Source organism: Streptosporangium sp. NPDC005286 (genome assembly GCF_040607515.1).
GTDB lineage: Bacteria > Actinomycetota > Actinomycetes > Streptosporangiales > Streptosporangiaceae > Streptosporangium.
In genome coordinates this window covers 1-12,053 of the sequence record NZ_JBEXGU010000221.1, presented here as the reverse complement: position 1 = coordinate 12,053, position 12,053 = coordinate 1, and the positions used below count along the sequence as shown (strand labels likewise).

Genomic DNA, 12,053 nt, shown 5'->3' with positions numbered 1-12,053 from the left:
CAGTTGGCCCTCTTGCCCGGCGCCCCGCGGTACTGCGCGGCCACGCCCGGCGACTCCTGGCCGTCCTCGGGAAAGGACACATCATCGATCACCCACGCCACCGGGTCGATCGCCGCCTCCATCCGCCAAGCCGGCTCGGCCGACACCAGCTGATGCGACCAGGGGGCGTCGGTGCAGAACTACTGCAGCCCATGGCGGTCCACGCCCAGCCGGGCCGCCATCGGCTCCATCGATTTACGCGCCCCGTCACTCAGCAGGCCACGCACATACCGCTCGCCCCACCACCGCTGATCAGCACGGGCAAAACAAGAGAACACCTCAGCGGCAAACGTCTCCAGCCGCTCCTACACGGCGTCCAGTTCTTGAGCGGGATCGAGTTGAGGGATGCGGCCCGCGCCTTCCTCAAGGCGATGGCCGGCGAGACCCGCCAGCAGATCCTGGCGCTGTTCGCCGGCGGGGTGGCCGAGCGCCTGCCGCCGGCCCAGTCGGCGACCTCCACCCACCTGGCCACCCTGCGTGACGGCGGCGTGTTGGCCTCCCGTCGGGAGTGGAAGACCGTTTACTACCGGGCGGATGCGGGGCGGATCGGCCGCGCGCTGAGCGACCTGCAGGCGAGCCTGCGGGCATGCCGCCCGCCGGTGGACTGCTCGCCGGACTCCCCTTGCGGATAGGCCCCACCGCCGGGCGGCGAGGTGCGCCGCGGCGGCGACAAACGCCTGCCCGGTACCCGTACCTCACAACTTAGACGCCTACCTATATTGACATCCCTCAAATCAATGAGGCAGGCTAGGCATTACTTCGACAGACTTCTAAACAGTCGGAGGGTGGGTAGGGCCCGGTGAACCGGAGTTCCCCCGCCCCCGGTGCCTTTGACGATGAGCATGCGACGCACAGGAGACGAACATGAGTGATGGATGCTGCGGCCCGGCGGCCACCGAGATCGAGCAGGTCTTGTCCGCGACCGAGAACGCCCAGCAGAGCGCTGAGATCGAGGGGTTGCCCGTGGTGGTGATCGGTGCGGGCCCGGTGGGCCTGGCCGCCGCCGCCCACCTGGCCGAGCGCGGCCTGGACTTCCTGCTGTTGGAGGCCGGGCAGCAGGTCGGGGCCTCGATCGCCCAATGGGGGCACGTGCGCACCTTCAGCCCGTGGCGCTACAACGTCGACGCCGCAACCCGGCGCCTGCTCCAGGCCGAAGGCTGGGCCGCGCCGGATCCCGAGTGGCTGCCGACCGGCGCCGAGCTGATCGACGACTACCTCGCCCCGCTGGCCAAGCACCCGGCGATCGCCCCCAACGTGCGCTTCGGTGCGGCGGTGACCGCGATCAGCCGCCTGGGCTATGACCGGGTCCGCTCCATCGGCCGCGAGCAGGTGCCGTTCCTGATCCGCCTGGCCGACGGCCGCGAGATCCACGCCCGGGCGATCGTGGATGCCTCCGGCACCTGGACCACGCCCAACGTGCTCGGGGCGAATGGTCTTCCCGCCTACGGTGAAGCCGAGGCAGCGGCGGTCATCGACCACGCGCTGCCCGACGTGCTGGGCGCCGACCGCGAGAGGTACGAGGGCCGCCACACCCTCGTGGTCGGAGCCGGTCATTCGGCGGCCACCACTCTGCTGGCCCTGGCCCAGCTGCAGGACACCCCCGTCACCTGGGCAATCCGGGCAGGCAGCGCGGCACGCGCCTACGGCGGCGGCGAGGCCGACGCACTGCCCGCACGTGGCGCCCTCGGCACCCGCCTGCACACCCTGGTCAAGGACGGACGCATCCAACTGCTGACCGGTTTCTTCACCCACTCCCTCACCAAGGCCGACGGCCAGGTGACGGTACTCAGCCGCGACTCTTCCGGCACCGAGCAGTCCATCACCGTCGAGCGCGTCGTGGTCGCCACCGGATACCGGCCCGACCACTCCATCGCCTCCGAGCTGCGCCTGGAGCTCGACCCCATCCTCGGCTCCACCCGCGCGCTGGCCCCGCTGATCGACCCCAACCAGCACTCCTGCGGCACCGTCCCGGCCCACGGCGTCGACGAACTGTCCCACCCCGAAAGCGGCTACTACGCGGTGGGCGTCAAAAGCTACGGCCGCGCTCCCACCTTCCTGATGGCCACCGGATACGAGCAGGTCCGCTCCGTCGTCGCCGCGCTGGCCGGGGACTGGGAAGCCGCCCATGACGTCCAGCTCGACCTGCCCGAGACAGGCGTGTGCTCCTCTGGCCTGGCCGAGGCACAAGAGCAGCGGGTCGGCCTGGCCACCGGTATCAGCGGTGGCCTGCTCGCCACCCCGCTCCCGCTGGTCACCCTCGGCGGCAGCGACGGTGGTGGCTGCTGCGGCTGAACGCGCCGGCCATCGACCAGCACCGAAGCCGCAGACACAGGGAGCGTCAGATGTCTGAGGGATACCCCACCGCCGCCCAGAAGGAAGCCCTGCGCCTGATCTGCGAGCACGGGCCCGTCGACACCCGCCGCCTGGGTGAGCACCTGGTCGCCGCCCGCAGGCCGAGCACCAACCCGGGCTTCGCCCCAGCGATCGCCCGAATGGCCCAGCCCCTGGCCTGGCGGCTGCAGGCCCAGGGGTTCATTACCGGAGACCTCGCCGGTGAGCTCTGGACGAGCGCGAGCGGACGTCAGCTGATCGGCTGCGCCGGTGACCGCGAGTGAGCTCCACCACTGAAGCCGCCACGAAAGCCACCGCCCCCACCCCCGGGAGCGGCGGCCGGCCGCGCTTGGCCCAGGGGTGGCGCATCGTCGCAGCCCTGGCCGTGACGCAGACCATCGGCTACGGCGTGCTCTACTACGCCTTCTCCGTCTTCCTCACCCCCATGGCAGCCGACCTGCACGCCGGCGGCGCCCAGATCGCGGCCGCGCTGACCGGCTCGATCCTGATCGCCGCGCTGTGCGCCCCGCTGGTCGGCCGCCTGCTGGACGCCCGCGGCGGCCGGGGCCTGATGACCGCCGGGTCGATCATCGGCACGCTCGCCGTCCTGGCCTGGTCGCGGGTCGAGAACCTGCCCCAGCTGTACGCGGTCTTCACCGCGATCGGCATCGCGTGCGCGATGGTGTTGTACGAAAGCGCCTTCGCTGTCATCGTCAGCTGGTTCGACGGCCCCACCCCCGGCCACGGCCGAGCCAACGCCCTGCTCGCGCTCACCGTCGTCGCCGGGTTCGCCTCCACCATCTTCCTGCCGCTGACCGGCCTGCTGGTCGACTCCTACGGCTGGCGCACCGCCCTGGTGGTCTTGGCCGTGATCTACGGAGCGGCGGCGATCCCGTTGCACGCGTTCGTCGTGCGCCGCCCCGCCCGCGCCGGACGTCGGCCGGTCACGACCCACGAGCGGGCTCAGGTCGTCAAGGCCGCCACCCGTCGGCGGCCGTTCTGGCTGCTGGTGATCGCCTTCACCGCCAACGGCGGCGCGGCAGCGGTGATGTCCGTCCTGCTCATCACCTACCTCATCCATCTGGGGCACTCACCCGTCCTGGCCGCCACACTGGCCGGACTGCTGGGGGTGCTGTCGGTGACCGGCCGCCTGCTCACCACCGGCCTGCAACGCCGCCTGCCCGCCGCCCTCATCGCCGCCGCGATCTTCGCCCTGCAGGGCGTCGCCGCCGCGCTGCTTCCGCCGGCCGGGCACACGGTGCCGGGCGCCATCGGCTGCGTGCTCGGATTTGGGCTTGGTTTCGGCATCGCCTCCATCACCCTGCCGCACCTGCTCCTGCAGCGCTACGACACGAGCGCCTACGCCTCGCTGTCAGGCCGCATCGCCGCCTTCTCCGTCGCTGACAAAGCCCTGGCACCGCTGGGCGCGGTCGCGCTGGCCCAAGCGGTCGGCTACCAGTGGGTGATGGCAGCCGTTGCGGTGGCCTGCGCGATCGCCGCGTTCGCGCTGGTCGCCTACCACCGCGTATGATTTAGACAAATGTCGAATTAAGGGGTTGTTGTATGACCGCCGCCACCACCCAGTGCTGTGCCCCGATCGCCCGCGAACCCATCTCACCAGCCGACGCGGCCGAACTCGCGGCGGCGCTCAAGGCGGTCGCCGACCCCGTCCGGTTGCGTCTGCTGTCGATGATCGGCTCCCACCCCGGCGGTGAGGCGTGCGTGTGTGACCTGACCGGCGCCTTCGACCTGAGCGCCCCCACCATCTCCCACCATCTCAAGACCCTGCGGGTGGCCGGGCTGATCGACAGTGAGCGGCGCGGCACCTGGGTCTACTACTGGATCGTCCCCTCGGCGGTGGCCCGGCTGAGCGCGCTGTTCACCCCGCTGGCCGAGCCCGCGAACACGTGAGCCCGACCGAGGCGACGGCACCATCGCCTTCGCCGCGGCGGGTCGACGTGCTGGTGGTCGGCGGCGGGCAGTCCGGGCTGGCGGCGGGCTACCACCTGCGTCGAGCGAAGGCCGATTTCGTCATTCTCGACGCCCAGAACCGGCCGGGCGGCGCCTGGCGGCACGCCTGGCCCTCGCTTCGGCTGTTCTCTCCCGCCCAGTACAGTTCACTGCCGGGCCGGATGATGCCCGCGCCCGCAGGCGGGGCCTCTCCGAGCGCGGCCGACACCGTCGCCTACCTGGCCGACTATGAGCAGCGCTACCGGTTACCGACCGTCCGCCCCGTGCGCGTACGGGCCGTACGGCGGGGTGAGGATCATCTGACGGTCCAGACCGACGCCGGTACCTGGCAGGCACGAATCGTGATCAGCGCGACCGGCACCTGGTGGCGGCCGTTCATCCCGCACTACCCGGGCATCGGCGACTTCGAGGGCCGGCAACTGCACACCGCCGGCTACACCGGGCCCGAGCCCTTGCGCGGTGAGCGTGTGATGATCGTGGGCGGCGCCAACTCCGCCGCACAGATCCTCGCCGAGGTCTCCACTGTCGCGAGCACCACCTGGGCCACCCTGCGCCCGCCCCGGCTGCTGCCCGACGAGGTGGACGGCAAGGCGTTGTTCGACCTGGCCACCCGTCGTGCCCGCTCGGCCGATGCGGCAGGCGTCGGTGACCTGAGTGACCTGGGTGACATCGTCGCCGTGCCATCCGTTCGCGAGGCCCGCGACCGCGGCACCCTCAAGGCCGAGCCCATGTTCGCCCGTCTCACCGCGACCGGGGCGGCCTGGGCCGATGGCACAGAGCTGGCGTGCGAGACAATCATCTGGTGCACCGGGTTCCGCCCCGCGCTCGGCCACCTGGCTCCGCTGCAACTGCGCGGCCACGACGGTCTGATCCCCACCGAGGGCACCCGCGCGCTCGGAGAACCTCGCCTGCATCTGCTGGGCTACGGCGACTGGACCGGTCCCGCCTCGGCCACTTTGATCGGCGCCGCCCGCACCGCTAAAACCTGTGTCGCCGAAGTCCTGCAACAGCTCGGGTCCTGACGCCCGCTCCTTGTGGTGAGAGGCGGGGACGCGATCGTTCACGGTGAGCGGCGTCCAGCGCGGGGAGAACGCCGCCTGGGCCGGGAGCGCGTCTCACCATTTTGATTAGACATCCTTCTAACTTGACATTCCTCTAATCAAAGTGAAACGCTGACCCTACTTAGATATCCGTCAAATCCAAGTGAGGCCGGTGCGGCGCAAGCACGTGCGCCACCGACCCGAAAGGGGCACACCATGGCAAGCGAGAGCACCGGTGGATTCATCGGGAACCTGCAGGAAGCCTTCACCCCGCCCGCGGCCGGAGGATGCTGCGGAGGCCCCGCTCCCACCGCATCCAACGACGCCGTTTCCGTAGCCGTGTCGTGTTGCGGAGGTACGACCGAGGCCGAGCAGACCGCCCAGACCGAGGGCCGCGGCCAGGCACCGGCCACCCCGGCCGCCGCCAGTAACACCTCCGGTGGATGCTGCGGATGAGCTCCCCGCCCCCCGCCTCCCCGCCTGTGCCACCAGAGGCGGCCGAGGCCCCCGGCCTGGCGGCCGCCCTGGAACAGGTGAGCGCGCGGCGGATGCTCGACTGCGTCGCGGAGCTGGCCGCCGACCGCTACGCGGGCCGCCGGGTGGGCACCCCCGGCGGCCACGCCGCCGCCACCTGGCTCGCCGACCGGTTACGTACGCTGGACGCCGATGTTCGGCTTGACCCGTTCGATGTCGCCGAGGTGCGAGAGCTGTATCGCACACCGGTGTTGCAGTGGAGCGCCGGCCGGGCAGCCCGGCGGTTGGAGCATCGCCGCGATTTCGCCGAGCACCTGGCCTCGGCCGAACTGCCCGATCCGCACTCGGCGCCGCTGGCGGACGCGGGCACGGCGGATCTCGGCGGGCGCTGGGTGCTGGCTCCGGCCGGCGAATGGGCGCAGACCTGCCGGCGCGCCGAAGCCGACGGCGCCCTCGGCGTGCTGACGGCCCGAAACACCGACGACGACGGGTGGATGCCCAAAATGATCGCCGGGCCCGCCCGGCATGCGGTGGCGGTCATCGGAGTACGCACCGACCTGCACCGGCAGCTGGCCGATGCCCTCGCCGCGGGGGAAGTGACCGTGACCGCGTCGGCACCGCTGCGCGCGGTCGGTGTTGGCGGTGTCAACGTTCACGGCCACCTGCCGATCGGGCCGGACGTGCCGGATGAGGGGGCGGGGGAAGGGACGGCGGGTGGGCCGCGGGTGCTGCTGACGGCGCACTTCGACGGAGTGGGCGACGACCCGGGCCGTCGCCTGCCCGCCGCGGCCGACAACGCCTCCGGGGTGGCCGCGATCCTGGAAGCCGCCCGTGTCCTCACCACCACCTTGACCGTGCCGGTGGATCTGAGGGTGTCCTTCCTGGACGCCGAAGAGGTCGGCGCCTGGGGTTCGGCCCACCACGCCCCCGCTGTGGCGCCGGGCACCCAGGTCATCAACCTGGACGGGGCCGCGCAGCTGCACCAGGCGGCCGCGGTCGAGGCGGGCGGCCCGGCCCATGCCCTGCTGGCCGTCTTGGACCAGGCCGGGCGCCGCACCGGGGTGGCACTGCGGGCCGGAGCGATGGCCTCGGACAACCGCCGCTACGCCGCGGCGGGGCTGGCCGCGATCGGCATCGGCATGGGCATGCCCGGCTACCAGACCCCCGCCGAGACCCCCGACCGCGTCGAGCCGGCCACCCTGGTGGCCGCCGCCCGCCTGCTCATCTCCACCGTCTGGCTGCTGGCCGGCACGCAGCGCCCCTGAGCGGGGCGCCTTGTCGGACCTGGACCGTCGGCGTGGACCTGCGGTCCAGGCGTTCTGGGCCACGGGCCCGGCTCAGGCCGCCCAGGCCGGGTCACCGGGCGTCGAGGTCGGCGATCAGTTTTTCGACACGGGCTCGGATCTCGTCGCGGATGTTCCGGACGGCCTCGATGTCCCGGCCGGAGGGGTCGTCAAGCTTCCAGTCCTCGTACCGCTTGCCGGGGAAGAACGGGCAGGTGTCCCCGCAGCCCATGGTGATGACCACATCGCAGACCCGCACGGCTTCGACGGTCAGCACCTTGGGCTGCTCAGCGGCGATGTCGATGCCGACCTCGGCCATCGCCCGCACCGCGACCGGATTGATCGTCTCTGCGGGCTGCGACCCGGCCGAGCGGACCTCGATCCGATCGCCTGCCAGATGGGTGAGCCAGCCGGCGGCCATCTGGGATCGGCCGGCGTTGTGCACGCAGACGAACAGGACCTGGGGCGTATCGGCTGTGTCAGGCATGGACTGATCCCTTCGGTGCGGGGGTGGTGGAGAACAGGCGGCGGCCGGCCAGGCTGACGTAGACCAGGGCGACCAGGACGGGCACCTCGATCAGCGGGCCGACCACCCCGGCCAGGGCCTGGCCGGAGGTGACCCCGAAGACGCCGACCGCGACCGCGATGGCCAGCTCGAAGTTGTTGCCCGCCGCGGTGAAGGCGAGCGTCGTGGTGCGCTCGTAGGTCAGGCCGATCGCCCGGCCGGCCAGGAAGGAGCCACCCCACATGAGGGCGAAGTAGGCCAGCAGCGGTACCGCGATGCGCGCTACGTCTCCGGGTTGGGAAGTGATCGTTTCACCCTGCAGGGCGAACAGGATGACGATGGTGAACAGCAGCCCGTACAACGCGATCGGCCCGATCTTCGGCAGGAAGCGCTCCTCGTACCATTCGCGGCCCCGGGCACGCTCGCCCAGCCTGCGCGACAGGTAGCCCGCCACCAGCGGGATACCGAGGAAGATCAGCACGTACCAGGCGATGTCCCAGGCCGAGACCTGTAGCGCGGTGCCTTCGGCCAGGCCCAGCCAGCCGGGCAGCACCTGCAGGTAGAACCAGCCGAGCGCGGCGAAGGCCACCACCTGGAAGATCGAGTTGATCGCGACCAGCACGGCGGCGGCCTCACGGTCGCCGCAGGCCAGGTCGTTCCAGATCAGCACCATGGCGATGCAGCGGGCCAGGCCGACGATGATCAGGCCGGTGCGGTACTCGGGCAGGTCGGGCAGGAGCAGCCAGGCCAGCGCGAACATCAGCGCCGGGCCGAGGACCCAGTTCAGCACCAGCGAGGCGACGAGCAGCCGCCGGTCGCCGGTGACGGCGCCCAGGCGGTCGTAGCGGACCTTCGCCAACACCGGGTACATCATCAGCAGCAGACCCAGCGCGATCGGCAGCGAGATCTCGCCGATCTTCACCGCCTCCAGCGCGGAGTTCAGGCCGGGCACCAGCCGGCCGAGCAGCAGACCGGCGGCCATCGCCAGCCCGATCCACACCGGCAGGAGGCGATCCGGCGTCGACAGGGCGCCGATCACGCCCGGCTGCCCCACAGGGGCGGAGACCGGGGCTCGGGTGGACGGTGAGGACATGGATTTCCTTCCGTGGTCGCGCTCAGGCCGTGGCGGGAACGTTGATCAGGGCCGACAGCTCGGCCAGGGTCTCGGGGACCAGCCGGTAGTACACCCACGAGGCCCGGCGCTCGGAGACCAGCAGCCCGACCTCTTTCAGGACCTTCAGGTGGTGACTGATGGTCGGCTGTGACAGCTCGAAGGCGCCGGTCAGGTCGCACACGCACACCTCGCCGCCGGCATGGCTGGCCACGATCGACACGATGCGCAGCCGTACCGGATCTCCCAGTGCCTTGAACACCCGCGCCACGGCGGCGCCCTGCTCGGCGCTGAGCGGCTCGCGCGTCAGCGGCGAGCTGCACTCCAAAAGCTCCAGCGGCTCCATCGAGCCCTCCCGTATAGAGATCCATCGAAGTCGACTAACATCTATATTGACATATGTCTATTAGGGCACGGTACGGAGGTGCCGCCCTTTCGGGCGCCGGGCAGGTCGAGGATCGGCCGCGCTTCCGCGACGCTCTTGCCGTCCGGGTCGGGCAACTCCCAGTCCAGGTGGCGCTTGCCGGGAAAGGCCGGGCAGGCGTCCGGCCCATGGTGACCACCACGTCGGCAGCGCGGACAATCTCCTCGGTCCATGACAGAAGCCGATATTGGCATGTATCGATATCAGCAGAGACGAACAACTGGTGAACAGCCGATGTGATTTGGCCTGTCGTGGAGGAGGGCGAAGCAATCAGGGCACTGGGCGGCCAGCAGCGACGACGTGCCGGTCCTGAATGCACTTTTGGAGGCCGGCGCCGACCTCGAAGCCGACGTGGCGGTGATCGGTGGTGGACATCACCCATGGCCTGTGGTCAGCCTGCCATGGCGGCCAGCGCCAAGCGGCAGAGTTCTTCCTACAACGCGGCGGCGACGTTAACCGGGTCGGCTACGACCAGCTGGCCCCGCTGGATGCCGCCCGCCGCACCGGCGCAGATGACCTGGTCACCTGGCTGCGTGACCACGACGCCAAGTCGACCAGCGAACTCAGCTGACCTACGCCTGGCCCAGGGCGCGGCGCAGAGCGGCTACCGACGGCGCTCCCTCCAGGCGGCCATCCTCATCCCGATACATCCGGCACGACACGCTGGCCGGCACCCCCGGATCGGCGAACGGGTCGACACCGTCAATCAGCAGCGTCGGTGACCCGCGCATCCCCCACCGGGCCGCCTGCTCGTCGTCGTCGATCACTCGCCGCATCACCGATACCCACCGGCGATCGGCCAGCACCTCGGCCAGCCGCTCATCCAGCACCGACGCGCTCGGACAGTCCGGCACCACCAGCACCGTCAACTCCATCATCAGCCGCCCTTCGCAGCAGTGTAATAATCCTGCGGAGTTCCTCTACGGGTACTTCGTCCCCGGTGCGACGTATCTTGACGGCGCCCCTGCCTCAAGCCCGGTGACTGCGCTGCGCCGCTCCAGGAGGATCACGTCGCGCCACACGCCGTGGTGGTGGCCGACGCGCTCGCGGGTACCGATGACGCGGAAGCCGAGCGCCTGGTGCAGAGACAGGCTGGGCGCGTTCTGCGGGAAGATTCCCGCCTGGATTGTCCATATTCCGGCGTCCTGTGACCCGGCGATGAACGCGGCCAGCAGGGCCCGGCCGATGCCGTGGGCCTGGCAGTCGGGGTGAACGTAGAGGCTGTGCTCGACGACTCCGGCGTACACCGCCCTGGCCGAGACCGGTGAGGCGGCCACCCAGCCGACGACCTCACCTGTGTCGGTGTCGACGGCGACATAGCGCGGGTGCGTCAACTTACCCCCGGTGAAGCCCTCCCAGCTGGGTGCGAGCGTCTCGAAGCTGGCTTGGCCGGTATCCAACCCCGCCTGGTAGATGGCCAGCACCTGCTCGGCGTCGGTCTCACGCATCGGCCGGATCTCCAACCCCGGAGAGATCGCGGGCTTGACGGCCTGGATGACGGCCGAGTGCACTCCGTCGCCGTGATCGGCCGTCAGCGTGATCGAGGTGGCCACGAACCCGGTCGCCGCCAGCAGAGCCCGGTATTCGACGACGGTGAGGGATCCGGCGATACAGCCCACCCGCTGCTCGGTGGCCACGCGTCGCTGCGCCTCGACGGCTCCGCCGGTTGCACTGTCGGTGACAACGTCACTGATGCCCAGGCGGCCGCCGGGCCGCAGAACCCGGAAGGTCTCAGCCAGCACGGCCGCCTTGTCGCTGGAGAGGTTGATCACGCAGTTGGAGATGACGACGTCGACCGCGTGATCCGGCAGCGGGATCGCCTCGATCGTGCCACACACGAACTCGGTGTTGGCCACACCCGCCGCCGCGGCGTTGCGCCGGGCGAGCTCCACCATGTCGGCGCTGGCGTCCAGGCCATAGGCCTTTCCGTACGGGCCGATGCGGCGCGCCGACAGCAACACGTCGATACCGCCCCCGGAGCCGAGGTCGAGCACGGTCTCGCCCGTGCGTAGCTCGGCGACGGCGACCGGGTTGCCGCAGCCGAGGCTGGCGCGCAGCGCGCCCTCGGGCAGTCCCGCGGTGTCGTCGTAGCCGGCCGCGCCGAAGCAGCCGTCGGCGAACGCATCGGGAGCGCAGTCCACGACGCTCTCACCGGCCAGCGCCGCGCGGGCCAGGCCGGAGTAGCGCTCGACGACCTCCTCATGTGCCATGGCGTGCTCCTCGGTCGCAGGTGGGGGTGGCCGGGACGGGGTTGCCCATCACCACGTCGGCGGCGGTGGGAAAGCACCGCACGCACTCTTCGTTGATCCGGTACAGGCTGGAGGTGCCGTGCCGCTCCACCAGCACGAAAGTTCAGAATCGAAGCCCACCGAGCGTTCATCGCCCGCCGTCGAACCTCTCGCCCCAGCGAAGAGTACCGAACCCCGACCGAGGAAGAATGGGATGCCTTCCTCGCCCACTTCGAAAAAAGGAAGGTGTCCATCGGCACCCGCGCACGCGCCTTCGGACCCCCTTGCATCCATGAGCACGCTTGTGTCAGATGCTCACTCCTTCGACCGGACCCGGCCCAGCGGACACGACTTGCCGACATCCGCGACAACCTGATCGCCCGCATCGCCGAGGCCGAACGCGAAGGCCGGCTCGACGAGATCGAAGGGCTACGGGTCAGCCTCGCTGGGGCAGCAGAGAAGGTCGCTCAGCTCGATGCCCGCCAGGAGCGCAGGTCATCGAAGGTGTTCCTCGGAGTCCCCGCATTCGACCGAATCGGAGCTCGAACGGGCGGTGAGCCCTGATCACGAGTCGACGCCTGGAGCCTGACGGCTCCCCGTCCGACAGGTTGGATGCGGTCATGTGTTCGGTCGGACAGCCCCTGCCT

13 protein-coding genes and 2 pseudogenes are annotated in these 12,053 nt (G+C 70.5%); 8 read left to right on the top strand and 7 right to left on the bottom strand.

The window, feature by feature from the left end; all coding sequences use genetic code 11:
- Nucleotides 1-317 (bottom strand): annotated as a pseudogene (locus ABZU75_RS41850) (transposase); the annotation flags it as partial.
- A 60-nt stretch (nt 318-377) separates the two neighbouring features.
- On the opposite strand from ABZU75_RS41850, the gene ABZU75_RS41845 reads away from it, so the two are divergent.
- The 7 genes from ABZU75_RS41845 to ABZU75_RS41815 all read left to right on the top strand — a co-directional run bounded on the left by ABZU75_RS41845 (nt 378) and on the right by ABZU75_RS41815 (nt 7,120).
- Entirely contained in the window at nt 378-671 is a 294-nt protein-coding gene (locus ABZU75_RS41845; protein WP_355567481.1) for a transcriptional regulator, read from the top strand.
- 232 nt (nt 672-903) lie between these two features.
- Nucleotides 904-2,331 (top strand): FAD-dependent oxidoreductase, encoded by a 1,428-nt coding sequence (locus tag ABZU75_RS41840; protein WP_355567478.1) that lies wholly within the window; start codon nt 904-906, stop codon nt 2,329-2,331.
- 50 nt (nt 2,332-2,381) lie between these two features.
- Complete coding sequence (locus ABZU75_RS41835) at nt 2,382-2,654, top strand: hypothetical protein (RefSeq protein ID WP_355567476.1); 273 nt, start codon at nt 2,382-2,384, stop codon at nt 2,652-2,654.
- Nucleotides 2,651-3,901 (top strand): MFS transporter, encoded by a 1,251-nt coding sequence (locus tag ABZU75_RS41830; RefSeq protein WP_355567473.1) that lies wholly within the window; start codon nt 2,651-2,653, stop codon nt 3,899-3,901. Before ABZU75_RS41835 ends, ABZU75_RS41830 begins: the two co-directional genes overlap by 4 nt.
- Before the next feature lie 32 nt (nt 3,902-3,933).
- Nucleotides 3,934-4,281, top strand: a complete 348-nt coding sequence (locus ABZU75_RS41825; RefSeq protein WP_355567469.1) for a metalloregulator ArsR/SmtB family transcription factor — start codon at nt 3,934-3,936, stop codon at nt 4,279-4,281.
- Nucleotides 4,278-5,363 carry an ArsO family NAD(P)H-dependent flavin-containing monooxygenase gene (locus ABZU75_RS41820; protein ID WP_355567466.1) on the top strand — a complete coding sequence of 362 codons (1,086 nt, stop codon included), beginning with the start codon at nt 4,278-4,280 and terminating at the stop codon, nt 5,361-5,363. Before ABZU75_RS41825 ends, ABZU75_RS41820 begins: the two co-directional genes overlap by 4 nt.
- Nucleotides 5,364-5,833: 470 nt before the next feature.
- A complete protein-coding gene (locus tag ABZU75_RS41815; protein WP_355567463.1) occupies nt 5,834-7,120 on the top strand; it encodes a M28 family peptidase in 1,287 nt (428 codons plus the stop codon).
- 91 nt (nt 7,121-7,211) lie between these two features.
- On the opposite strand, the gene ABZU75_RS41810 is transcribed toward ABZU75_RS41815, so the two are convergent.
- From ABZU75_RS41810 to ABZU75_RS41795, 4 genes and pseudogenes are all read right to left on the bottom strand, one after another.
- Complete coding sequence (locus ABZU75_RS41810) at nt 7,212-7,625, bottom strand: arsenate reductase ArsC (RefSeq protein ID WP_355567460.1); 414 nt, start codon at nt 7,623-7,625, stop codon at nt 7,212-7,214.
- Nucleotides 7,618-8,736 carry an ACR3 family arsenite efflux transporter gene (gene arsB, locus ABZU75_RS41805; protein ID WP_355567457.1) on the bottom strand — a complete coding sequence of 373 codons (1,119 nt, stop codon included), beginning with the start codon at nt 8,734-8,736 and terminating at the stop codon, nt 7,618-7,620. Before arsB ends, ABZU75_RS41810 begins: the two co-directional genes overlap by 8 nt.
- A 22-nt stretch (nt 8,737-8,758) precedes the next feature.
- A complete protein-coding gene (locus tag ABZU75_RS41800; protein ID WP_350959224.1) occupies nt 8,759-9,100 on the bottom strand; it encodes a metalloregulator ArsR/SmtB family transcription factor in 342 nt (113 codons plus the stop codon).
- Nucleotides 9,101-9,141: 41 nt separating this feature from the next.
- Nucleotides 9,142-9,362, bottom strand: a pseudogene (locus ABZU75_RS41795) (hypothetical protein); the annotation flags it as partial.
- Between the two features lie 183 nt (nt 9,363-9,545).
- Here ABZU75_RS41795 and ABZU75_RS41790 point away from each other — a divergent pair.
- Complete coding sequence (locus ABZU75_RS41790; RefSeq protein WP_355567454.1) at nt 9,546-9,749, top strand: hypothetical protein; 204 nt, start codon at nt 9,546-9,548, stop codon at nt 9,747-9,749.
- A gap of 1 nt (nt 9,750) precedes the next feature.
- Here ABZU75_RS41790 and ABZU75_RS41785 read toward each other — a convergent pair whose 3' ends face one another.
- On the bottom strand, nt 9,751-10,056 hold the full coding sequence (locus ABZU75_RS41785) for a thioredoxin family protein (RefSeq protein WP_355567452.1): 306 nt from the start codon (nt 10,054-10,056) through the stop codon (nt 9,751-9,753).
- 42 nt (nt 10,057-10,098) lie between these two features.
- Complete coding sequence (locus ABZU75_RS41780) at nt 10,099-11,388, bottom strand: GNAT family N-acetyltransferase (RefSeq protein WP_355567449.1); 1,290 nt, start codon at nt 11,386-11,388, stop codon at nt 10,099-10,101.
- Between the last annotated feature and the right edge of the window lie 665 nt (nt 11,389-12,053).

Excerpts from the sequence above, each read along its gene's own strand:
- ABZU75_RS41840 (WP_355567478.1), top strand. The coding sequence starts at position 904 with ATGAGTGATGGATGCTGCGGCCCGGCGGCCACCGAGATCGAGCAGGTC.
- ABZU75_RS41835 (WP_355567476.1), top strand. The coding sequence starts at position 2,382 with ATGTCTGAGGGATACCCCACCGCCGCCCAGAAGGAAGCCCTGCGCCTG.
- ABZU75_RS41825 (WP_355567469.1), top strand. The coding sequence starts at position 3,934 with ATGACCGCCGCCACCACCCAGTGCTGTGCCCCGATCGCCCGCGAACCC.
- ABZU75_RS41815 (WP_355567463.1), top strand. The coding sequence starts at position 5,834 with ATGAGCTCCCCGCCCCCCGCCTCCCCGCCTGTGCCACCAGAGGCGGCC.
- ABZU75_RS41810 (WP_355567460.1), bottom strand. The coding sequence starts at position 7,625 with ATGCCTGACACAGCCGATACGCCCCAGGTCCTGTTCGTCTGCGTGCAC.
- arsB (WP_355567457.1), bottom strand. The coding sequence starts at position 8,736 with ATGTCCTCACCGTCCACCCGAGCCCCGGTCTCCGCCCCTGTGGGGCAG.
- ABZU75_RS41800 (WP_350959224.1), bottom strand. The coding sequence starts at position 9,100 with ATGGAGCCGCTGGAGCTTTTGGAGTGCAGCTCGCCGCTGACGCGCGAG.
- ABZU75_RS41785 (WP_355567452.1), bottom strand. The coding sequence starts at position 10,056 with ATGATGGAGTTGACGGTGCTGGTGGTGCCGGACTGTCCGAGCGCGTCG.
- ABZU75_RS41780 (WP_355567449.1), bottom strand. The coding sequence starts at position 11,388 with ATGGCACATGAGGAGGTCGTCGAGCGCTACTCCGGCCTGGCCCGCGCG.